Origin of the sequence: Spirosoma luteum DSM 19990 (assembly GCF_000374065.1) — a bacterium.
GTDB classification, from domain to species: Bacteria; Bacteroidota; Bacteroidia; order Cytophagales; family Spirosomataceae; genus Spirosoma; species Spirosoma luteum.
Window position 1 is genome coordinate 23,135 of record NZ_KB893253.1, and the last position, 22,452, is coordinate 45,586.

26 protein-coding genes are annotated in these 22,452 nt (G+C 49.5%); 10 read left to right on the top strand and 16 right to left on the bottom strand.

Going from position 1 to position 22,452, the window contains the following annotated elements; all coding sequences use genetic code 11:
- The first annotated feature begins 84 nt into the window (after positions 1 to 84).
- Positions 85 to 1,191, top strand: a complete 1,107-nt coding sequence (locus tag B156_RS0110965) for a replication initiation protein (protein WP_018619748.1) — start codon at positions 85 to 87, stop codon at positions 1,189 to 1,191.
- A gap of 566 nt (positions 1,192 to 1,757) precedes the next feature.
- Here the strand turns inward: B156_RS0110965 and B156_RS0110970 are convergent.
- From B156_RS0110970 to B156_RS0111025, 12 genes are all read right to left on the bottom strand, one after another.
- Positions 1,758 to 2,210 carry a hypothetical protein gene (locus B156_RS0110970; protein ID WP_018619749.1) on the bottom strand — a complete coding sequence of 151 codons (453 nt, stop codon included), beginning with the start codon at positions 2,208 to 2,210 and terminating at the stop codon, positions 1,758 to 1,760.
- 2 nt (positions 2,211 to 2,212) lie between these two features.
- Entirely contained in the window at positions 2,213 to 2,593 is a 381-nt protein-coding gene (locus B156_RS0110975) for a hypothetical protein (RefSeq protein WP_018619750.1), read from the bottom strand.
- Positions 2,594 to 2,673: 80 nt separating this feature from the next.
- Positions 2,674 to 3,015, bottom strand: a complete 342-nt coding sequence (locus tag B156_RS0110980; protein ID WP_018619751.1) for a hypothetical protein — start codon at positions 3,013 to 3,015, stop codon at positions 2,674 to 2,676.
- A gap of 11 nt (positions 3,016 to 3,026) precedes the next feature.
- Entirely contained in the window at positions 3,027 to 3,650 is a 624-nt protein-coding gene (locus tag B156_RS0110985; protein WP_018619752.1) for a PD-(D/E)XK nuclease-like domain-containing protein, read from the bottom strand.
- 21 nt (positions 3,651 to 3,671) lie between these two features.
- Positions 3,672 to 4,028, bottom strand: a complete 357-nt coding sequence (locus tag B156_RS0110990; protein WP_018619753.1) for a DUF3846 domain-containing protein — start codon at positions 4,026 to 4,028, stop codon at positions 3,672 to 3,674.
- A 260-nt stretch (positions 4,029 to 4,288) separates the two neighbouring features.
- Entirely contained in the window at positions 4,289 to 4,846 is a 558-nt protein-coding gene (locus B156_RS0110995; RefSeq protein WP_018619754.1) for a hypothetical protein, read from the bottom strand.
- Between the two features lie 60 nt (positions 4,847 to 4,906).
- Positions 4,907 to 5,539, bottom strand: a complete 633-nt coding sequence (locus B156_RS0111000; protein ID WP_018619755.1) for a hypothetical protein — start codon at positions 5,537 to 5,539, stop codon at positions 4,907 to 4,909.
- A 160-nt stretch (positions 5,540 to 5,699) separates the two neighbouring features.
- Positions 5,700 to 6,011, bottom strand: coding sequence for an SH3 beta-barrel fold-containing protein (locus B156_RS31345; RefSeq protein ID WP_157627003.1), 312 nt, complete (start codon positions 6,009 to 6,011; stop codon positions 5,700 to 5,702).
- A gap of 67 nt (positions 6,012 to 6,078) precedes the next feature.
- A complete protein-coding gene (locus B156_RS0111010; protein WP_018619757.1) occupies positions 6,079 to 6,279 on the bottom strand; it encodes a hypothetical protein in 201 nt (66 codons plus the stop codon).
- Positions 6,280 to 6,541: 262 nt separating this feature from the next.
- A complete protein-coding gene (locus B156_RS0111015) occupies positions 6,542 to 7,144 on the bottom strand; it encodes a hypothetical protein (RefSeq protein WP_018619758.1) in 603 nt (200 codons plus the stop codon).
- Positions 7,141 to 8,919 (bottom strand): toprim domain-containing protein, encoded by a 1,779-nt coding sequence (locus B156_RS0111020; RefSeq protein WP_018619759.1) that lies wholly within the window; start codon positions 8,917 to 8,919, stop codon positions 7,141 to 7,143. The genes B156_RS0111015 and B156_RS0111020 overlap by 4 nt, the downstream gene beginning before the upstream one ends.
- 20 nt (positions 8,920 to 8,939) lie before the next feature.
- Complete coding sequence (locus B156_RS0111025; protein ID WP_169518254.1) at positions 8,940 to 9,869, bottom strand: DUF3945 domain-containing protein; 930 nt, start codon at positions 9,867 to 9,869, stop codon at positions 8,940 to 8,942.
- Between the two features lie 108 nt (positions 9,870 to 9,977).
- Here B156_RS0111025 and B156_RS30795 point away from each other — a divergent pair, with 108 nt between their 5' ends.
- Positions 9,978 to 10,748: a M23 family metallopeptidase gene (locus B156_RS30795; protein WP_157627004.1), complete on the top strand. Its 771-nt coding sequence runs from the start codon at positions 9,978 to 9,980 to the stop codon at positions 10,746 to 10,748.
- On the opposite strand, the gene B156_RS31350 is transcribed toward B156_RS30795, so the two are convergent.
- The 4 genes from B156_RS31350 to B156_RS0111050 are packed head-to-tail and all read right to left on the bottom strand — an operon-like array spanning position 10,667 to position 14,835.
- Positions 10,667 to 11,110 (bottom strand): transcriptional regulator, encoded by a 444-nt coding sequence (locus B156_RS31350; protein WP_018619762.1) that lies wholly within the window; start codon positions 11,108 to 11,110, stop codon positions 10,667 to 10,669. The genes B156_RS30795 and B156_RS31350 overlap by 82 nt on opposite strands.
- Positions 11,110 to 13,098, bottom strand: coding sequence for a YWFCY domain-containing protein (locus tag B156_RS29060; RefSeq protein ID WP_018619763.1), 1,989 nt, complete (start codon positions 13,096 to 13,098; stop codon positions 11,110 to 11,112). The genes B156_RS31350 and B156_RS29060 overlap by 1 nt, the downstream gene beginning before the upstream one ends.
- A complete protein-coding gene (locus B156_RS0111045) occupies positions 13,095 to 14,405 on the bottom strand; it encodes a relaxase/mobilization nuclease domain-containing protein (protein ID WP_018619764.1) in 1,311 nt (436 codons plus the stop codon). The genes B156_RS29060 and B156_RS0111045 overlap by 4 nt, the downstream gene beginning before the upstream one ends.
- Positions 14,386 to 14,835, bottom strand: coding sequence for a plasmid mobilization protein (locus B156_RS0111050; protein WP_018619765.1), 450 nt, complete (start codon positions 14,833 to 14,835; stop codon positions 14,386 to 14,388). The genes B156_RS0111045 and B156_RS0111050 overlap by 20 nt, the downstream gene beginning before the upstream one ends.
- Positions 14,836 to 15,298: 463 nt before the next feature.
- Between B156_RS0111050 and B156_RS0111055 the strand changes: the two genes are divergently transcribed.
- The 8 genes from B156_RS0111055 (at position 15,299) to B156_RS0111090 (ending at position 22,451) form a co-directional block, all read left to right on the top strand.
- A complete protein-coding gene (locus B156_RS0111055) occupies positions 15,299 to 16,069 on the top strand; it encodes a ParA family protein (RefSeq protein ID WP_018619766.1) in 771 nt (256 codons plus the stop codon).
- Complete coding sequence (locus B156_RS0111060; protein ID WP_018619767.1) at positions 16,050 to 16,574, top strand: hypothetical protein; 525 nt, start codon at positions 16,050 to 16,052, stop codon at positions 16,572 to 16,574. The genes B156_RS0111055 and B156_RS0111060 overlap by 20 nt, the downstream gene beginning before the upstream one ends.
- Before the next feature lie 3 nt (positions 16,575 to 16,577).
- On the top strand, positions 16,578 to 17,153 hold the full coding sequence (locus B156_RS0111065; RefSeq protein ID WP_018619768.1) for a hypothetical protein: 576 nt from the start codon (positions 16,578 to 16,580) through the stop codon (positions 17,151 to 17,153).
- 21 nt (positions 17,154 to 17,174) lie between these two features.
- Entirely contained in the window at positions 17,175 to 17,693 is a 519-nt protein-coding gene (locus B156_RS0111070) for a hypothetical protein (protein ID WP_018619769.1), read from the top strand.
- Positions 17,694 to 18,102: 409 nt separating this feature from the next.
- The gene (locus B156_RS0111075; RefSeq protein ID WP_086012787.1) at positions 18,103 to 18,426 is read left to right on the top strand and encodes a DUF4134 domain-containing protein; all 324 of its coding nucleotides are present in this window, start codon (positions 18,103 to 18,105) and stop codon (positions 18,424 to 18,426) included.
- Positions 18,426 to 18,782 carry a DUF4133 domain-containing protein gene (locus tag B156_RS29065; protein ID WP_018619771.1) on the top strand — a complete coding sequence of 119 codons (357 nt, stop codon included), beginning with the start codon at positions 18,426 to 18,428 and terminating at the stop codon, positions 18,780 to 18,782. The genes B156_RS0111075 and B156_RS29065 overlap by 1 nt, the downstream gene beginning before the upstream one ends.
- Complete coding sequence (locus B156_RS0111085; RefSeq protein WP_026260760.1) at positions 18,730 to 21,231, top strand: TraG family conjugative transposon ATPase; 2,502 nt, start codon at positions 18,730 to 18,732, stop codon at positions 21,229 to 21,231. Before B156_RS29065 ends, B156_RS0111085 begins: the two co-directional genes overlap by 53 nt.
- 50 nt (positions 21,232 to 21,281) lie before the next feature.
- Positions 21,282 to 22,451, top strand: coding sequence for a TraJ family protein (locus B156_RS0111090; RefSeq protein ID WP_018619773.1), 1,170 nt, complete (start codon positions 21,282 to 21,284; stop codon positions 22,449 to 22,451).
- Position 22,452 lies beyond the last annotated feature (1 nt).

Genomic DNA, 22,452 nt, shown 5'->3' on the forward strand with positions numbered 1-22,452 from the left:
TTTTCACTAAAAAGGAGGTTTGTGTAAATAAAATCCTTTTTCTAAATTTGAGTGTTCACAAACTTTTACCCAACGCCAATCCACATGAGTAACACACCGGAACCTGTACTTTCTGCCCCTACCCTTTTTAGTAGACATTCGACCAACTATCAGCCCAATTTCTTCACTGAATCACGGCAAGAGTTTACCGAGATGGAAAAGAATATTGTCACCTTAGTAATCAATCAAATTGGTCATATGGCGTTGAAGGGCGAGATTAAACCGGACACTAACCTTCGTTTTCATATACCCTTCGCTGAATTAACCACGAAGCGGTATGATCAGGTAGCCAATGCGGCTGAAACACTTCAGCTAAAACGTATAAGTTATCGAAATGATAAAACTCAAAAGTTTCATTTTATTGTTCCTTTCCCCAGCATCAAATCGGAAATTGTTGACGGAAAAAAAGTGATCGAGCTAACCATGTTTGCTGATGTGGTGCCCCATTTTGCTCAGTTAGGAAAGCGTTATACCAAGTATGAATGCGATATTATGTTATCACTCTCTTCGGTTTACGCCAAGCGTATGTTTGACATTGTCAGTATGTACCAGTGCCGGGGTCAATACAGATTTACTTACCAGGTGGATCTATTGATGGACATTTTGAATTGTCCTGAAGGATACACTTTTAATGATTTCAAAAAAAATGCGCTCTGGGTAGCCCAGCGCCAACTACAGGAGAAAGCAGGCATTAACCTTGATTGGATACCGACTAAGAAAGTAGGCAAGAATATAGTTGAACTTGAATTCAGCGTCAAAACGACCCTTCAGTTGGCCGTTGAAGGCATCAGGCAGGATCAGGAGACTGTTAATAAAATGTCGATCAATGAAGCCGTTATAACTGCCTGGCAGCTAATGAAAAATTACAAGCTTAAGAACTGGCAGAAAGATTTGATTGCTTCAGAGCATAATTTACTGGAAATTTTTTTTCGGGTTAACTCGGAACTAGCGAGTGGTCTGCGCCAGGACATTAAGAATCCTACGGCTTACTTAGTGAAATCGTTAGGCATTGATCAGCTAAAAGCACCGAAGACTAAGACCAAACCAAAAACAGATCTATCAACACCCTCACTTTTTCCATTAGGACCGACTGTCCGTACCGAAACATCTCAATCAATTAATGCCATTTTAGATAGCTTAGGTCTCACATAGGGTAGATCTACCGAATTAGTGCGACTCGTTCATCGGGTGTTTATGCCGAATCGTACATAAAACCTCATGGCGGGGCCTAATACCCGTCCAACGAGTCTGAAAACCCCATAGGGACAATTCAGCGGCTACCAAGTGGCAGGACTGTCTTGAGCACGCGAAGTGCCAATTACTTCGACAATCGGCAGTTTACGAAAACGAACGTTTTCGGGTACAGTACGCCCACGGGCGTTTTTGAGCAAAAGAGCGATTAAACCTGTTTCCAGAACTTGTACCGGCAATCAATGTACCCTTTTGAGGGGACTCTTTCAATACAGGATACAGGGGTCATGAGGATTTATGTACGATTCGGCATAAACACCCGATTTGGTAGACCCGTTCACCCCGCTCTTTATAAAGGCACCGTTCACTGTTCGGATCAAGGCTAAATTTCATATTCAAAAGGATTATGGATGACGGGTAAAATAGGCTACGAAATTGAAATTAATCAGTTTATCGTTCATCAAACAGGAGATCTTACGTCTGAATTCTCCTGCGAATGGCTTCATCGTGAGCGGAAACAGCCAGGTTTAAATCTGCATTCGTTTAAGTACCTCAACGACCTGAATCATTTCATGGGGTTTCCAGAGTTCGGGTTTGGAAAGCCGACGGCGTTGCTTGAGGTACGGTACGCCAGCCTGTTCCATGATGAACTGGATGCCCTTGGTTTTACTGAGCCGTTCGCTGAGAATCTGCTGCGCTTGGCTAAAGCTGATGAGGGCCCGCTTATCGTCATCAGTGCCCAGGGTCTGAATAAGGCGTTCACTGTCTTCGCCCGATAGCGGGCGGTGACCCATCTTTTTGAGGTAGACTGTGCCGGCCGAGCCTGACAAAAGCCGATCCTCCGCAGCGGGTAGCAGCGTCTTCGCTTTTTCCAGTACCGTAATGTACCGTTGGGCGGCTACCAGCAAGTGATCGCGCGTCCATTCCAATGGGAAATCCTGTTCTTCCATTGGGGCCAAAACTACAAAATTTGTATCCATATTTAATGGTGATGGTTAGTATAGTAGTCAGTTATCAGGGCTAGTAACGCCATACCGGATTCTTCGGCCGGGAACAGGCAGCGGTACGTCTGGAGAGGTTCCAGGTCCAGCAGTTGATGAATCTGGAACAGGCTGGCCACCAGTGCCGGCGTATCGAGAGCCACGGCCGGGTAGGCAGCCGTGCGCTCCCAGCGCTGGCGGTTGCACTGCAGCCGGGCGCTGGTGGCTTCATGATAGAGCTGCCACCAGGCCTTGACCGTGATCCGCAGATACAGGGCGGGCCGGTTTGCAAAAACCGGTGGTACGTTGTGAAAAGCCCAGCGCCGGGCCAGTTGCGTTTCCACGGAGTTAAACAGGATCTCGATACGAATGGCTTCTGTCATGACTAGGGGTGAATAATGCAGACTGTGGCATATGCAGTTTATGGTAAAGCCGGTGCCTGATTTGGCACCGGCTTGATTGGTTAATCAGCGAAAAGTGAGGCCTGGACACCCTCTTTTGGAGTAATGGGAACGGGTTCGGGTGGACCGGCAAAAACGCCACGCTGGCTATACAGACTAAATTGAATGAGTTCGCCTACCCCGGCGGTAAAATCACCCTTCGAATAGGCTTCCTGTAAGTAGGATACCAGTGGCCGACAACGGGGAAATTTAAGGTTGGCCCGGTGCACCGTTGTTTCCAGATGCTTTTTAAATACTTCTGGGTCCTCCACAGTCAGGCACTCCAGTGGCTTAAGTTGTTTGCTGACGTACTCCTGTAGCCGGTTTTTGGTGTTACAGTGGTTGGTAATTTTGGCGAAATACATGGCAGTATTAGTTAAACCAGTGAAGGAATAGATGATGCCCAGGAGGTTGGCTGGAAACCGACTTCTTTGATGCTTTTCAGTAATGCTTGGTACTTTTTGCGGCCTCCTTCGATACAGCCCCGGCAGGCGGTTGCCTCAAAGTAGAACACCGAGAACGGAGCCTGTTTCTGAACGCCCAGAATGACGTAGCGCCGGGCCTGGCTCCCATCCACGTAGAAAGCGGCCTGCCGGTCGTAATCGTACTGTTCGCACTGGTTTAAAAAATCGCCGTACGTTCGGCAACTGGTGGTCTTGACATCGACGATTAACGCCTGGTCAGGTTCCCACAAATCCAGCCTTGCCTTACAGAGGAGGCCCGTACGGTCGTCGTCCCAGATTTTCACTACTTCCTTACTGGCCAGTTCCAGCAGCTGGCGACTGGTGAGGTTCTTTAGAACGGCATCGCGCATGGTCTGCGCCTGTTTAAGCCGGGCAGGGGTAAGGGCGGCATCCGGCTTATTCTCCAGCAGCAGGGCATGAAACAGGGTGCCGAAGGTCTGTGCCCCACTTTGAGGTTTGATAGGGTAGCCAAACAGCAGGTTTCTGAATTCACCTAAATCACTGTTGGCGTAACGGGGTAATGTGCGATAGGACATGGTTGGAAAGGGGAAAAAGGGTTAGGAGGGGAAAACCATTACGTGAATACGGGGTAAACTCCGGTAATTACCCTGCCATTCGATATGCCGGATGGCCTCTTCGATGCTGGTTTTTGGCTCCGTCGTTTCGCCTTCTTCATCGCAACCAGTCAGCAGGGCCACACCGTGGATATGGCGAACACCCCGGTAGGAAAAGGCGGCTGGCTGGGGGTGGCGGTACAATCCTTCGTCGTCAATAATAAGCGCGTCGCCGTTGTCCTGCCGGGCGCACGCATCAATTAAACGACAGTCCAGCAACTGGCACAAATCGGCTAGTTTGCCACTGGATTCCACAGCCTCTACGGTGCGGGTGTTGGGGTCAATTTTTAAGAGTTTCATGATTCTTTTATGGTTGATTAACAGGAGTAAATTTACTAGTTTTTACATTAAATACAAATAAAAGTATCATTTAGTGTAAAAATTAACTCAACTCATTTTCCTTCCCCTTTTTACGCTCGTTTTGCAGTAGCTATATTTGACCTGATCGATTAATCTGACCAAGCTACAAACCGCCGTCCGATTGGTGGATCATCTTTGATTCTTTGATTAACATTTAGCAAAAGCCAACCGGTAACCGGTTGGCTTTTCTTAGGCGTGAATTAGTCGGGGTTTTGCAGGAGTGTGGCCCGTGCTGCGGGGGCCCCTTCCCGCAGGTAGGCCGGTAGTCCGTCGATTAGCTGTTGATAGGTACTGGCTCCCATTCGGCTATGGAGATAGGATTCGTGAATAAGCGAGACTGTATTTAGCTGCTGGGTTAGCTGGACGTGCAGGGCTGCGGCTTCGGGTCCGCTCAGGGGGCTGATGCCGGCCAGCCGGTGGGGGCCGTGCTGCATCAGGTGCACTAGTTCATTTAAGGCTTCGTCTACCCCGTACAGGCCCTGCTGCACCCATTTGGTTAGCTGGGTCTCAATACGGGCCGGGTTGGCGATCCGGATGCCATCCACGGCCAGTACGGCCCTGACGGAAAACAGGACGGAAAAATAAGCCTGGGGGTATACCCAACTAAGGGAACCAATCAGGTAATGGCGGTCAGTACTGATGGGTTTGATACGAAGGGCAAACTCGGCACTCCAGGCGTTAAGTAGCAATTTGGCTACGTCAGTAGTGGCGGGGGATACGGAATGGTCCGTGGGGGAAAATGAACGAAATTCAGTCATAAAAAAAAGGTTAGTCCGGTCGCGGCTGGGAGCCAGCGACCGGATGCCGTTAGTGAAAAGTTAAGCCTGCCCGTTGCTTATCTGGTAGACCTCCTCAACCGCCTGCCGAACCTGAGGGTAGTCCACGCCTTCGGGCAGGGCTTCCGGTGTGGAGCTGTGACAGAACGGATTGTAGTAGTTAAAGGACGTTTTCAGATTGGCAATGTCAGTCAGGGTTTCCTGCCGGAAAATTTTTATTTCCTGCGAAAACTGCTTTAACTCGGTTGACCGTTCAGCTGCGGCCATTTTATAACTGAACGTAGCAATATAATACACGCCTTTGGGCTGGCTCTTGGTGTACTCTTTCTTCTCGGCCACTGCTTCAATGACCACGTCGGCCAGCGTCAGATCGTCGTAGTACAGCGGTTCGATGAGCCGGAAAATATTGTCCACCGAATAGCCGTGAAACAGCACCGCCGATACGCAATTCTGCTCATCGATGAAGAAAATTTCAGCCCAGTTTTTAGTACCCATGTTCAGGATATTATCATTGAATATGCGCCATGCAATGGGTTGAAAGGTGAGTGTGCGGCCTAACTTCTCCGAACCATTGATATTGAAAACACCCTCCTTGGCATCAAAGCGATACTGGCGGGGGTGCCCTTCTAAATACTTGTACTTGTTGATTACCTCCCCGGTTGTCTCCCGAATCATCTGGTAAGGTTTTAGCGTTGGTTGGGCTGTATTCGTGGCTTCCTCGGCTGAGGGTTGGGCGGTTGTTAATTGCTTTGCCATGTTGGAAAATGAGAAGTATCTGAAAAGTAAAAAGTGAAGTAAGGGCCGGATTAAAACCGCTCCGGCCTACGGTTATTCTTTAAGCAGTGACCAGCCGATCAATCCGAAACGAACGGATACCCCCCGCTTCAACATCGAAATAGCGAATGACTAAAGGCTTATCAGTGGCCGGGGCTGGCCGCTCCCCGATGGCTACGCGTCGGGTGCGGTCGTCTTTGATGTAGCTAAATTCAGTGGGGCCGGATTGCATTTGGTTCAATAGCTTGACCGTTGCCCACGCTTGGGACTGTGCGACTTTAAAGGGTAGTCGGGCGGCCCGTACTAACTGCCACGCTAAGATGGTCGCTTGCTGGCGAATCGTTAAGGTTACAGGAGAAGAAAGCGCGTTCATGGAATAGAACTGTAAAAGGGAATAAAGAAAACCCAGACTTAGCCCGCTGGGTCGTCGGGCGTTGGGTTTAGTAGTACTCCTCAATGACCTGTTCAATCATTTCCTGCTGCATCTGCTCAGTAATGGCCGAAAGGGGAATTTCAACGCCATTCAGACGAACTTTAACAATCCGTACTTCGGGACTGTCGCCGGGATAGTCACGGGTGGGAGCTTCGCCGGGGGTGTAGGTAAATTCAAAATCGAAGAGTACTTCTTTTTCCAGTGTCATGATTCTTTGATTTTTGATTAACTGATTGATTAACAGTATGAATTTACGTCAATTTTACATGATATGCAAATAAAAGTATCATTTAATGTAAAAAAGAAGCATAAAAATAGGGCTTAGATTTCTCTTGCCCTTACCCGTTTTGAGCCATAATTGCAGCTAGTACAATTGGCGCAACTATGCCGTTTTTTACGCCCAGTTCAGTTTCTTTTCCCTTTCCAACTTTTCAATAAAAAAGCCCCAATAATTATGGAGCTTGATGTTGTTACTCTGTGGACGGTTCACCGGGTGGAGCTTGTAACAGGACTCGTCGGTTATCAAACTCTTTTTTGTCCAGCGCATATATCCGGCACGTGGCTGGATACCTATCCCGGATCTGGTGAATTTTCTTTTCCACCAGTTTGAAGGTTTTAAATTCCTGAGGCTGCTCATCAGCATCTGTCGACAGATTGATCAGGCCACCTCCTACGGTTAGAAAAAACTCCTGTCCCCCTCCATCTTCCAGGTTGATTACATAGATCATGTGCTTGTCCCGCTCTTGCTTATCATCAGCAAAAGTAATCGGGGAAACACCATCTACTTCAACAAAGCCCGTTAATGACAGGGGGTATATCATAAAGTCCGTGTGAAATGTCTCGGTACCGAGATAATTTACTTCCTGAACACAGGTAAGCGTGCCCCCAAAAATAGGGGACATGGTGAGATCGAATGTCGCTGGCAGTAATTCGGTGGGGATCAAATAGGCAGAGCAATACGGCAACTTATCCCGTTCATAAATAATCGCATGAGCTTGCTGACCAAATCCCTGCTCTTCCATAACCGACAGAAAGGCATCGAGATCTGTAAATTTAAGCGCTTCCCTACTCATTCGTGTTGAGGTTTAATTTGGCGTGTTTTGTGGTCCTGCTCAGGTAGTTGGCCAATTTTTGGTTTATTCTCCGGGTTAAGGGCCTGTTTTTCCTGTCGTCCCTCACCAGGTTGATGGCTCTGACTTCGTTGATTCCTTTCCGTTTGAATCCGTTCATCGAACTCGGGTGTTTGCATTGATTTAGTAGTAACACCCTGCTCAATGCGTATTTCTACCTGGGGCTTTAAAAAACCGAAGGGTTGCCGTTCGCTCAGGATGAACGATCTGGTTGCTCCCTCCCCTTCCGTCTGATGCTTCATCTGTTGCATCGAGCGGGCCATCATGATTGGCGAATTGCCGTTCACCAGGACAGATCCGGTGTCGTCCTTGATTATATACCGAAATTTCTGCCTTAAACTGACTTCCCGGCTCAACTCCTGATTGAAGTCTTTAGCACAGGACTTTTCCAGGTTGATACGCTGATCGAGTCCGGTAACCTCCAGGAGTAACTTGCTGACGGCCGATAGCGACGGACATGCTTCCGGAATACTGATCTGAACCTGCTCCCCCGCCCGGCTCACGGTGATCAACTGGCTACTCAGTTCCTTTTGTCCCAACGTATCGCCATCAACGCGCGCAAACTGAGCCTGTACGTCTATGTTGAAATTATCAATCCGGGTCAAAAGCTTTTCACGAATAGGCCGGTAAACCTCCTGCTCGGGCAACAAATATCCTACCCGGCCGGTCGTCGCTATCGTTGGACTCAAGGGGAATTTTACGGCCGTTAGCTGCTGAATGAATTGCAGGTCAAACCGGTGTCCAGATTCGTCATTATCAAACGCCAGGTGAATCCTCCAGTTGTCCGTTTTCTCAAACGAGCCAATGTAGCGGGCCATAGTGTTGACCTGCTGGGGGGTAAGCTGGCCACCGGTCGAGAAGTAAACCGAATCGAATTTGTCATTACCCTCGATACTGCGGAGCTGTCGATGAGAAATCACATCGATGGCACTTTCCATGACGTAAAAATGCTCGGTTTTAGGCGGAGGATTTGATACAAAGACGCTGCTGAGTCGGTCGCTACCGGGTGCGTGCAGTTTCACCTTATCATTACGCAGTTCCATACCCGTTACTTCAGTCGACTGCCCATTGAAATAGGGGAAAGCTACATTGGAGAACGTAAGGTACTTACGTTCTGGGTGCTCTTTCGCCGTCAGGAAGTTGTCTGCGTGGCCACTGGCTGGATCGAAATAGGTGATCTGGGAAACAACCTTTCCGGCAAATTCAGGCCGCTGTAACGTTTGAGCCCCAATGTGTCGCTGATTCAGGTAATTGTCCTTTTCCAGCGGCCGGATATCGAACTGTTCTTTGGTGAACGGCTGCTTGACGCCCTGCTCGGCTAGCTTGGTGGTGACCTTGCGGTTTTGGCTGACGTGCTGCGGGTCGATACGCAGGTAGTCATAAAGCACGTTGGTAATATTCTTAAACTCGTGCTCACCCGGTCGATTAAAGGTTGAAAAGACGGTTGATAGCCGGTTCCGGATAAAATCAATAATGGTACCTGAATCGGTAAAATCGCCAGCCCGTTGGTAGATCTGCTGAGCGGCATCCATCGGGTTTTTTATAATAATCGTGTCCCTGTAGCCCGGATGCTCCAGTACCGGTCGGCTTTTGCCCTTGTGTAGCTGCGGTTCGTATCCCCATTGAACGGCTAATTCAACAATGGAGACATTGGATCGCAATTCCTGAACGGGAATCAGGTTGGGAAAGCGCTCTTTTAACTCATCAAATTTTGTCATAGTGGTGGTGGGTGTCTAGCTTACTGAAGACGCTGCTTGGGTGACCCTATTCTCTGCTCTGGTTTGCCCTCCAGTAACTGCTCCATGGTTTCCCGCTGGTGGTTACTGACCGTCGTTTGGCCGGTGCTCAGCTCCTGATTGCGGGTTACATCCGTTTTGGCTCCTTCATTGTTGAGGGCCAACTGCTGCCGATGATCATTGTCTGGCTTCAGACTGGGAGACAGGCGGCTGATGTCGGAAAACTGGAGTTCTTTTTGGGCGGCTGAAATACTAACCGTGGCGGTAAAGGGTTCGCCCTGTTGATCCAGCAATCCACTCAGCCGAACGGCATGACCATTGGCCAGTTGCAGCTGCTGATCTTTGGTCAGGTCAATGCCCATTAATTTGGTGGGTAGTACTTCGGGCCGGATGCGCCATAGCTCGACCGTGTTGGTCTGCTCATCGATGCGCAAATAGGTTGGGACGTATCCACCTTGATCGGCCATCAGAAAGGGCCGGGGTAAAGCGCCTTCCATCATTAATTGCTGTTTCTCCCCCTTCGACAACCTGACGCCTTCTACTTCATCAGGAATGCTTATTTGCCCCTGGACTGGCGTAATCCAGATATCCGGGCCGTTCTCGGTCATGACTATACGTAACCGCCCTTCCAATTGCAGTTCTGGTGTAACCAGCACTTTTACGTTATCGGTTTTCTGACCACTGAACAGGGCTTCCTCCATCCGGGGATGTTTAGCCAGGTGATCAGCCGGATAACCAAGCTGCGCTAACTTGGATTCGATCTGAGCCCGGTAAGGCTCCAGCTGCTGACGCATAACGGCCGAGGCTTCTTCAGCACTTAAAAAATTGTCAGACTGTGCATACTGCCAGGCCTGTTGACCCTGGAGTGAGGTGGGCGCAATGTTGTCTAAACCATCGGCCTGTGTTTGAGCGTACCCTACTGCTGGATTCATGGGCATAAAGGTTTTGGGTTGATTATCAATAAAGTTTGTGGTAAATGTAGGAAATATAAATATCCTAAAGTTAAAATATGCATTTTTGTTACTCAAAATATGCATATTATGCTTATTACATTTAGGGGGTGTTCGCTTTCTGTCATTGGTTTACTTGCCTGGGTTCAGACCAGTGTAGGCCAAACTGGTCTGAGTAAGTCTGACGGGGCTTTTCCCGCTATTGATTCGCTTGCCCAGGAAACGACAATACCGCTTTCGGACTCACTGATGCGCGTGCGTGATTCGCTGGAGGTTGTTCTTTTGCGGACAACTAAAACCTATCAACAAGTTGAACGCCTGGTGGACAGATTCCCGCCTGAATCGAAATATCTGGATTTGTTGCCCTCGGTCTTGCCGGTTGACGTTCCCTTGCAGGCATTCCGCATCAGCTCTCCTTTCGGACTGCGCCTGCACCCGATCCACCGGCAAAAGAGATTTCACGGCGGTGTCGACGTAAAGGCTCCCCTGGGGATGTCCGTAAAAGCTACTGCTGCCGGCATCGTCAAGCGAGTGGGACATGACCCTGCTTTAGGCGTTTTTGTGCAGCTACAGCACGCGTTTGGCTTCGAGACGACCTATGGACACTTAACCGGCTATTGCGTGAAGCCTGGGCAATCGTTGACGCGAAATCAGGAGTTGGGCCGGGTAGGTCAAACGGGCCTGGCCACTGGGCCCCATCTACATTACGTAATAAAGAAAAACGGGTCTGTTGTGGACCCGTTTGACTTCTGTTTTTTACTCCGCCGTCGGCTCTGGTTCTATGAGGTAAAATCAAAGACCAAAGGCGCTTCGGCGTCCGTGCCTGAAGGGGCAAACTGCTTATTTTCCAAAGAAGAATAGCCAAGACGGGTTAAATGAGTTGTCAGCTCTGAATAATCCTCCTGAAGGCGACTTGTTAACTTCTTGATCATTTCACTAATGACCAGCGCGTCATCGCCTGATGCTACTCTCATCGGTATATTCGCATTGTCCGGAAAAAGTATCCAGTCAAGGTTATAGCCATGGGTTCGGTAAAAGAGTAACAGGATTATCATTGAAACGATTGCCCCATTCCCGTGTTCCAGGCGAATCATTTTATGGAAAGGAATGCCCGTATTGTCGGCTAGGTCCTGGATGGTTAGGTTACCGCCCTGCTGTTCGCCCAGGTGTTTGCGCAAGCTAACCAGTCGCTGCGAAATGACGGCCATGTCTACATCTCCCATTACTTCTTGTATTTATCATTGAGACGACCGAGTTCTGAGGCAACCAGGTTAGCCACTTCCAGCTTGATTTCTTGGTAGTTGACCTCCACCTTGGCCATCATTTTCTCGTCGTCTTTGGCAAAAATAGAAAAGTTGGGCAATTCCTTCGCTTTTTGTTCTTTCTCGAAATCGGCTACATCAATCGCAACTTTGGCGTGAAAGGCCTTTTTATCGCTCTCCTGACCCACGTAATCGGACAATACACCAACCATCCAGCCCTGGCTCAGCTGAGAAATTTTAGCGGCTGGCACCATCCAGTTCAATTCCGTTGAAAAGCCGTGCGTGGTATCCTCCGACTGCACGTTGATACTTTCTTTTCGCTGCACGTTTTTGCCAATCCGGTTCTGCATGGCCTCCGCCGTTTTGTCAAAGACCTGCCCCGAAATGATGTTACCACAGGTATTTTTGATCGCTTCGGCTTCTTTGTTGCCGTAGTCTTTCTCCAGCTGGGAAAAGTCCTGCATACCGATTGTAACGGCTACCTTGTTACTGCGAGCCGTCTGAATCAGCTCACCAATCCCTTTAAAATAAATAGTGGGTAATTCGTCGACGATTAACGATGAGGGGTGTTGACCCGACTTGTTGATCAGGCTCATAATGCGATAATTATAGAGCCCCAGGGCCGCGCCGTACGTCTCCTTCACAGTCTGATTATTTCCCAGACAAAGAATTTTTGGTTCTTTCGGATCATTGATTTCGAGCGAAAATTCATGCGCACTCATGGTCCAGTACAGAGCTGGGCTTGCCAGCCTGGCTAAGGCAATCTGTGCGGTCGATATCTGCCCCTCCAGCTGATCGACGGCCCCTCCCTGAGCTGCTGAAGCAAAGGGAACCGTCAGGGGCGTCAGATCAGGGTGGTCCATCAGGATGGGAATGATTTCCCGGTAGTTGCGCGTGGCCAGCTCGATCAGGTGGGGAAACGTGCAGTACTGTCCTTTATCGTAGGTTCGCAGAAACCAGATCAGGGCCGCTACGTAGTTGATGGGGGATTCTACGAAATATTCACCCTGCTTTTCAATCCACTTGCGGTTGAGGTTCATCAGGGTCATTCGTGAGGTTTCAATCGCGTGCGATATCGTCGGTAAATAGCTGGGATGAATCGGATTGCTTCGATGCGACTTACGGGGATCATCGAAATTGATGCAGTAGAATTTCATCTTTTCGGGTAGCTTCTTCTGATGACGTATTAAGGCGTTATAGGTGACCATGGTAAGTGACGGGTATTTGAAATCATAGACATACATGGCCAGTCCTTTTTCCATGTGTTGCCGAATGACGGAATGAATGATACCGAATGTCTTTCCTGATCCGGGTGACCCCATCAACAGCAGTGCCCGGTCCGTTGCTGTAATATTGAGCCAACCTTTTCGCTTGCCCTCAAATTCGTACTCGGTTGGAATGTTTACCGAGCGGGGGTTAGCCAGCAGCCGCTCCTCCTGGGGGAAGGTTTCATTCCTGGTGTTGAACCGATCCTTGCCGATGGTAGAAAATAATAGTCGTTTGATTCCCTGAGTCCCTTTGATCAGGTAAAGCATGCCGGCAACGGTCATAACCAGGTAAACGATACTCAGGCTATTGACATCCATGTAACGCAGGAGCCAAACGCTATTGCTTCTCAGGATAAGCGTACTGCCAACGTACAATATAACGCCTATGATAACAGCCCTGAAGACGGAACCGGCCTGTAGCGTCATTGACTTTACGCCGTGGCTGGTTGTACCGTAAGCCGTAATGCAGGCTCCCCCCAAAAGTTTTAAGGTCCACGGCGTGGCAAACACTTTTGAATTGGCCGTTGCCTTATTTAGGATACTGTCTGAGTAAGGATTTGCCAGACCAAGGCTTGAAAAGAAGGTGTAGAGTTCTACATACAAATGCAGACCCAGGAAGGCCAGTCCGGCCCATAAAAACATCTCCAGCTGGTTATTATAATTTCTACGTTCGTCTCTCATGATAATCGGGGTTTACGGTTTTTTCGGAGCATTTTCTTTAAATCCTGTTCACTATCCTGCGTCGTGCTGGTATCCCCAAGGGCATACAGCAATTGACGCATGAGGTCAACATGAGTACTGGATGATTCTTCGGACTTGGGTTTCGAGCTTCGTTCCTGAGCGGGAGCCTGATCGGTGGGCTGCTGCGGTTTAGATTGCCTGCCCTCCCCTGCCGCGGTTCGCTCGACGCGTTGTTTCTCGGTCCTGACTTCCCGGACGCTGGGCGGCTGGTAGGTTTCCCCTAAAGCGGCTTTTAACGAGCCTGCGGTCAAGGATTTGCCCAGTTCGCTACCCGTGTAGACAATCCGCTGTTTGGTATCGATGTAGGAGATCCCGAACAAATTGCCATCCTTTCCCAGGTGCGGAATGACCTCCACGCCCATCCGGGATAATCGCTGTTGAAAGTCATCCCAGTTTTTACTCTGACCAAGCTGGCCATCGGCGGCTTTGCGTAAGGGACCGATTCGGTCCCCTTTAATTTTCTTGCCGGCACTGATCCGGCGCTCGATGGTTTCCCGGGTTGGTCGGTAAGCCAGGCTACTGGCCTTGATGGCGGCTCCCAGTTGATTGCCATGGGCATCAATGGCCGAATACTTCAGCCCTGGCTTTTGACCGTCCAGCGGGATTTCAGTTGCCTGTACATGGTAGATTTTCAGCAGCTGGTTAAACTGGGCAAACGTGCTGAACGAGAAGTCTTTTAGAATCCCCTGCACGACGGCCGAGATACCGGCTTTCAAATCACCCTTGCCATACTCGACGGGTTTAAGCTCAGCCCGCTCCGGACGCAAGCCAACCTTTTCCGCCATTTGCAAACCAAACTCCTTCTCGATCTGCTGACGTAGTTTATTACTGCGTTCCCGTTCGTAGCTATCCGGTATCTTTTTACCAATCTCATCCACCCGCACGGAAACGATGTGCACGTGGGGATGCTCGGTATCGTGATGCTGGTAAACCGCATAGGGCTGACGGCCGTAGCCCATCCCCTGCATGTACTGATCAGCGATGGCTAGCAGATCCTGCGCTGGTACGAGTTCACCCTTGGCCAGTGCCAGACTCACGTGAAAAGTCGGCAGTTTGATCCGTTCGTTGAGGGCTGCCCTACCCTCCAGTTTATCGGCTACCATGGTTGGTGTCAGGTTTTGTGGCGCGACCCGAATGCCTTCAAAGTTGCGGATGGCCAGTCGGTCTGCTTCCCCTTTCCCAACCTTCTGCTCGTTGTAAAATACGGCACCGGCGGGTGAGCTTCCGCTACTGATTCGCGTGATCATAGCTCGCCTGATCTGTCAGTTCATTCTGTCCACAAACCCTACCCATCAATGTGCGTAGCTGAGCCTCCAGCTGACTCATGTTTTCGCTCATCTGGTTAACGTCACGCTGCAAATCATGATAATCCGTTGTGCTGTTAATACGCCTGGATGATTGGTTAATGTTGACGCCAATACGCAACAAATCGCTTCGCATTTCGCGCAATAGCGAGAGGGCAATATCCTGGTAAGTCTCCATCTGGGTTTTCATTAACAGGGGTTTTTCCAAACAAACCGAGCGTACAAAACTTGATATGTCAGGAGACATTGTTTTTGATTTACGCATCTCCAGGGCCTTGTATTCATCACTCTTGAAGCGAACCTGAACGAACCGTTCCCGCTTTTCATCTTCTGGCTTTTTGGGTGCCCCACCCTTGTAAAATTGTTTCTCCATGTGATTGATTTGGGTTTAACGGGCCGACTTCGGAGGCCCATTGTATGAATGACCGCCCTGAGGTGGTCAGAAGTTTTTGTCATGACAAAAACACATCTTGCTTTTGCCGCCAGCAAACTTTTTTCTAAGGCTGGCTTTGGGAGTGACTAGGCCTTATTTAGCCTTGTTTTCTTTGTCACTTTGTCAACTAGTCATTTTGTCATTAACGTGATAGGTCAAGACTATCCAGTTAGACCTTGGAGTAAGTAATGGATTAGTCACTTTAACGTTTAGTCATTTTGTTATTTAGGTGACTTGTCAACATAATGACAGATGAGCGTCAATAAGTTGACAAAGATTTTTGTTGTTAAGTTGACTTGTCATTTTGTCAACAAAATGATTGACAAAAAACATTGTCAACAAAAAACATTGTCAATCAATAATTTTGTCATTTCTTTGACCCGATAATCAAAGACAGAACCTTATGACTACCCAATCTTCGCAGCCCAAACCGGTGGCTGTCGCCGGGCAATCCAGCCCGCCCCTGATCCTTGCGTTCGCTACCCAAAAGGGTGGAATGGGAAAAACAACACTGTCCGTTCTGGTGGCCTCATGGCTGCATTACAAGCGCCGAATTAAGGTGGCTTTGCTGGACGTCGACGGCTCCCAATTATCGGTTTACAATCAGCGCCTGCACGAGCATGAACACCTCGACGAGGAAGCGGCTTCGCGTTTCGATGAGCAGGGAGTGGAGCCCTATGCCATTCTCTCCGGAACGCCTGGCGATGTGCCGGCACTACTGGCTGAATTACCCGATGACGTAAGGCTGGTGCTGATCGATATGCCAGGTAGTATCGATGTGGACGGCTACGAGACGGCCATTGGAAAACTGGACTACCTGATCGTTCCCATGGAAACCTCGCGGTATGCAGTAACGACGGGTTTCAGCTACCTAAATGCTATTCGACAGATTGATTTGTTACCGGCTGATCGTTGCCGAATTGTCTGGAATAAATACAAGCCTTCGCGGGATGGTGAGGTAGCCGATCAACTGGAAGAACGATTTGCCGAATATGGATTTACCTGCCTCAAGAGCCGAATTCCGCAGCGAGATTCCTATCAGGATTCCGCTAACCTGTCAACCCTTTTTCCCATGCCTGCCCCTTACCTGCGCAACAGTGGACTAAAGGACCTGTTTATTGAAATCGAAGACCTTTTACCAACCATTGAAGCTCATGGCCAAATCCGAGAATAAACCCAAGTTGTCAGACATCGCCCGGCAGAATAATACGGCTAAAGCCGCCCGGTTCAGCTCAACCATGATTCCGGCTCCACCAAAGCCACAGGCGACTACGGTTGATGAGACGCCCGAGCCACCGGTCGCTGTACCCGCTCTGGAGTCGCTACGGGATACAATCGACCGGGGAGAAGCAGACTTTGCCCAGGGCCGGGGGACTACTTTCACCGAAGATGAGCTAAAAGCCAAGCTGACGACACCTGATGCGGCTCCTGCAGATAAGGCATCGGTAGTTAAAACAACCCGGGCTCGTCGAAGTGGCTCTTTGGCCATTGATGAGGTGATCAACGGTGAACCTCCAAAAGGAGAGTCTTATCCTCGCCAGGTGCGTATTTCGGAACGGCATCATAAGTTGCTTCGCAAACTAGCGTTTACGCATGAGAAGACGCAGAATCATATCTTATACAACCTGCTGGATCTGCTGGAACAGGCCGATCAGCGTGACCAACAAAAAGGAGACTAACTTATGTTCAGCCAATATTCATGGTGGGACTTCGCCAAAATTGTCCTGGTACTGGCCATCCCTTATTACGCCTACGTGCTGATAAGGTATTACCGGGAAGATATCCGGGAATGGATCAGTAACCGGGGGCAAAAAGACCCGGTTACTGAGGCTCAGCAAGCTGATGAGGAAGAGGAGGAACCGTCTTTTTCGCGCTTCAGTGTTAATGATTACTCGGACGAGCCTTACCAGACAACCGATCAGCCTAAGTCCGCCGAATGGTTACCCTCACCTCCAGAGGCTACCCAACCTGAGGCCAGGACCGAGCAACCGGTACCGGTCTATGATCAGGATGAGTATGAATTGCAGGGCCCCGATGTTGATGACCAACCCGAACACCTTGGTGTGCCCGTATTGATTCAAACCGAAAACCTCCAGGAGCAGTCTATTGATGAGATTCGCAGTGCTGCTGAACGACTCACCAAAGATGGAGAGGGTAGGGTAACGCCGGTCAATGCTGAAGATAAACCAGCCGCAAGAATTGCGGATATCATCAATCAGCAACAAGGCCATCTTGATAGTTTTGCTTTTAACCGTTAACGCTTAAACCTAATTCCAGTCATGAACCTGATCGCGCTTGATTTCTGGAGTTTCGTTGTTTACGCCTTTATGGCGGGTGTGCTGTTCATCGGCTACCGGCTGACCTGGCGGTTGGCCTATTTCTCCGAAGGGCTAATTATCAGTTTGGCCCGTGCAGGCCTGCATGGCCTGGCCAGAGGGTTCCTGTTTGCCCTCGTCGGCTACAACAAGCAAACTTACCAGCAATCCCGCTTCATCATCTGGAATCAGGTGCACGTACGCTTTTTTGTTCTTTGGGGGGCTACTTTCCTGCTGACTGGCCTGGTCTTTCTATTCCAGATCCAACCGGTGCTCTGGGTGCCTATAGCACTGGGCTTCATCGTATATCGTCTGGTGACGCTGTGGATGAATCCCCCCCGGCCACCCATACATACGCAGGACCCCGCTTTAAAACAATTGATCCAAGATGTCAATGAACCGTCCCGGTCGACGCGTAAACCTGCTCGACCCATGATCAGACGTTGGGATTATCTTGATGAGTTGTTCGCGGAATCCGTGTAACGTATCCGGCTCCAGGTACCCTAAGGTCAGGCTTTTAGTCTGGCCTTTTTTGGTGCCCTGTCATTATCCCTTCGTTGATCAAAAGCAAAAGTAGCATAATTTACATATTTGTAAATCATTAAAAGCATATAATGCTTTTAATGTATAAACATTGAATGTTTTTACCGATTAATAAACATTATAATAGCTATTGTGTAGATGTAAAGCCTTTTTTGTCTTTACAAGTTAATTTTTTTTAAATAGATAAATGACTAACAATTAGGGATTTATATACAATATGCTAAATTGGTGAACTTATTTTTCAACATCGTTTTGACTGAATTTAAATATTTACTCATACTTTAGAAGCATAATTTGCATAAAACAGGTGTTTATTATTTTTTTCAACTCTATTTTTCACATTTTACCCATGTTCAAACGGACAAAGTATGTAGCAATGCAGGTCGCCCTGATAGTCGATCTGATGTTCATGAACTCACTGGCGCAATCACAGGCGACCGGTAACGGAGCGGGGGCATTGACCCAGACAGCGACTACGATTCGTAGCTATGGTACGGCGGCTCAGACCATTATCCTGGCGCTGGGTGTGATCATTGGTTTGATTGGGGCCGTTCGGGTGTACAGTAAATTTCACAATGGCGATCCTGACACGCAGAAAGCAGTCATGAGCTGGTTTGGTGCGGCCCTCTTCCTGGTCGCTGTCGGAACAATCTTAACGGCGTTCTTCGGCTAATGCTGGAGATCAACAAGGGTATCGGAAGGCCCGTGGAGTTTCGGGGTTTAAAGGGTACTTATCTCTATCTGGCAGCGGGTATTGTTGTCGGTAGCCTGCTACTCGCCCTGGCACTTTACGGGCTTTTCGGTTTAAACACCTACCTGGCCACGCTCATCGTGGTGGGCGCTGGCGGAGGTGGCATCTGGTACTGCATGCGGCTCTCCGCAAAATACGGCGTGTCAGGTCTGCTGAAACTGGAAGCGACCCGCAATCAACCAAAGGCCATTATTATCTCTTCAGCCAAACCATTCCAATTGCTCCGTGAAACTAAACGCTCGAAGTCTAGAAAGCGCCCTGCCGCTGCTGGCCGTTGAAAACAATTGCATGGTCAGCAAAATGGCTGACATTACCGTTGGGTTTCGACTGCATCTACCCGAAATCTTTACTCAGGCCCGGGAGGATTATATAACGCTCCATAGTGCTATCGTGAAGGCCATCAAGCTTTTGCCCGTAGGTACGATCATTCATAAGCAGGACTGGTTTACCGAGGAGAAGTACCAGACTGATCTCGAGCAGGGAGATGACAGCTTTCTGACGCAGGCTTTTCAGCGTCACTTTGTCGAACGGCCGTTCCTGAATCACCATTGCTACCTTTACATTTCCAAGCTGCCTAAGTTTCGTCAGAAGCAAAAGAGTAACCGGCACTCGTTGACTCGACGCCGGCTAGTTCCGCGTGAGCAGATGAGTCAGCGTGAGCTCCAACCTTTTTTTGATACGGTCTCTCAGTTCGAGAGGATCTTACTCGACGGGGGCATTCGGGCCGAACGCCTAACGGATAATGAACTGGTCAGTGAGAAAGGGGATCGGGGTATTATCCCGAACTATTTCCGGCTCCAGCCTGAGGGCAGTAAGAAAGTCATCCTGGAAGATTGGGATATTGACGGCCGCGTCCGGATTGGCTCCAAAGATGTGATGTGCTTCACGATTTCGGATGCCGATACGCTTCCCCAAACGGTGGACGTGATGGCCAGTTACGGTCCTTTGTCTTCGGATAGTACGCAGTTCGCCGTCGGCAATGTATTGCCCGTTGGCCTGATGTTACCCTGCAACCATGTGTACAATCAATACATCTGCATAGATGATGCCCAGGTTGCCCTCAGGGAGTTTGAGCAGACGGCTCGTAACCTGAATTCCCTTTCGCAATTTTCTTCTGAGAACGGCATCAACCGGGACTGGACCATGCGCTACATCCAGGAGGCTATCCAGAGTCAGCGCACGGTTTGCCGGGCTCATTTCAATTTAATGGTCTGGACCGAAAAGCCGGAACAGATGGACTTCCTGCGCGCCCGTACGGCCTCGGCTATTGCTCAGCTGGACTGTTTGCCCAAACAGAATACGATGGATGCGGCCCGTTTGCTGTGGGCGGGGATACCTGGTAATGCCGGTGATCTGCCGGTCGATGAGACGTTCTACACCTTTGCCGAGCAGGCGGTCTGTTTTTTCAACCTGGAGTCAACCTACCAATCGTCACTCTCCCCGTTTGGCATCCGGCTCTGTGATCGGCAGGGTAAACCAGTCTGGGTGGATCTGTCGGATGAGCCAGTGGAGAAAGGATGGGTAACCAACCGGAATAAGTTTGTGATTGGACCATCCGGTTCGGGCAAGTCCTTTTTTATGAATCACCTGGTACGCCAGTATTATGAACAGGGTACGCATATCTTACTCGTCGACGTTGGCCACTCGTACCGCGGTCTATGCGATCTGGTGCAGCGAAAAACGCGCGGGAAGGATGGCGTTTACCTGACCTATGAAGAGGATAAACCCATCACGTTTAATCCGTTCTACGTAGAGGATGGCTTTTACTCGATTGATAAAATTACCTCCATCAACACCCTGCTACTCACGCTCTGGAAAAAGGAAACCGAAAGCTTCTCCAGAACGGAAGAGGTAGCCCTGGGGGATGCCGTGGAGGAGTTCATTAAGTTGGTGAAAAAGGGGAAGGCAACGGAGGTGAGTTTCAACGGCTTCTACGACTACTGCAATGCTGAAGATGGATTCCGGGCTTACCTGAAAGAAAAGAAGTACGAAGCCAAGTATTTCGACATCGAGCAGTTTATCATCACCATGCAGCCTTTTTACAAAGGGGGCAAGTATGATTACCTCTTGAACTCGAACATGAACGTGGACCTGCTGAACAAGCGCTTCGTCGTCTTCGAACTGGACAACATCAAGGATCACCCGATCCTGTTCCCTATTGTGACCCTGATCATTATGGAAACCTTCGTCAGTAAAATGCGCCGGCTGAAGGGGATTCGTAAAATGATGGTCATCGAGGAGGCCTGGAAAGCCATTGCCAAGGAGTCGATGGCTGACTATATCAAATACCTCTTTAAAACGGTTCGGAAACACTTCGGAGAAGCCCTGGTGGTCACCCAGGAGATTGATGATATCATTGGTAATACCATCGTTAAGGATGCCATTATCAACAACTCCGATTGCAAAATCCTGCTCGATCAAAGCAAGTATCAGCACCGGTTTGAGGAGGTACGTCAGCTTTTGGGGCTATCCGAAAAACAGAAGCAGTTGATTCTGTCAGTCAACAAGGATAACGATCCCCGTCGGAAGTACAAAGAGGTGTTCATTGCCCTGGGCGCGCGGGCCAAAGTCTACGCTACTGAGGTGAGTCTGGAGGAATACGCGGCCTACACCACGGAGGAAAAAGAAAAGGTCGAAGTGCAGCGTCGCACGGTCCAGAATGGGGGTGATATCCAGGTAGCCATTGTCGACTTTGCCGACGCCCGGCGAAAGCCTGAATTAGTGTAATCAATCGACACGTCCATTCGTCGTGTTCATTTCAACCCCTTTGTATCGACATGATTTTACTACAACAACCTGGTGCAGGCACCTACGTTGACTACGACTTCTACCGGGCATTTGAGTCGATGGAAGCTGCGGTTAAAACCGCGTTCACGGAAGTGCTCCAGGGCATGGGCAATTTGGGAGCTGTTGCCTCCGCTATTGCGGCCATCGGCGCGGGTCTATTCATCGGCATGCGGGTGTTGGGGCACTTCGCCCGGGCTGAATCCATCGATGTATTTCCCCTTCTGCGGCCCTTCGCTATCGGGTTTCTGGTCCTCAACTTTACCATGGTAACTGACTTTCTGGATGCGCTGATGAAACCGGTTGTGGATGTCACCCAAAACATGGTCGATGTTCAGGTCACCCGGATTCAGCAGCTGGAGCAACTGCGGCAACAGAAGATTCAGGAAAGAATGGCCAAGCTGGATAAGGAAAGTTCGGATGAGCTCAGCAACTGGTCCATCGGGAATTATCTATCACTGCTGGTCGAAAAGCAGCGCCTGTATATGAATGAAGGGTTTCACACCTTTCTGAAGAATCTGTTTTACGCCTTCTTTCTGGCCGCCCGGCTGGTGATCCTGACTACCCGGGCATTCTTCCTGATCGTGCTAACGGTGATTGGTCCACTGGCCTTTGCTATTGCCATCTTCACGGGCTTTCAGGATTCGCATCTGATGTGGATTGCCCGGTACGTGCAGATTTCGCTCTGGTTTCCAATGGCCAACATCCTGGGCACCATTGTCTCCTATCTGCAAGGCAAGGTCATTACGCTCCAGTATCTGGAACTAACCAACAATGTCCCCGACGAGGCCCAGAGTGGGGATCTGATCTACATGGTCTTCATGATCATTGCCACGCTCTGTTACTTCACGATCCCGACTATTTCAGGCTATATCATTTCTTCCTCGGGTGTGGCGGGTGCCCTCCAGCGGATGACTAACCTGTCGACCGCTACGGTGATGGGGGCCATGAGCACCGCTTCGAGTCCAATGGCCAGAGATTCAATGAATGGAATGGGTAGGGCAGGAGGAGCTGTCGCCGGCGTCGTCGGTGGAGCGGCCATGATGGGCGTTGGTGCAGCGGTGGCCGTTGGACAGACGGCCGCTAACTACGGCTCTCATTACGGGCAAGCCGTCAGACAGGAGTATAACAACATGAGAAACATTTCTAAAAATTCTGATTAAT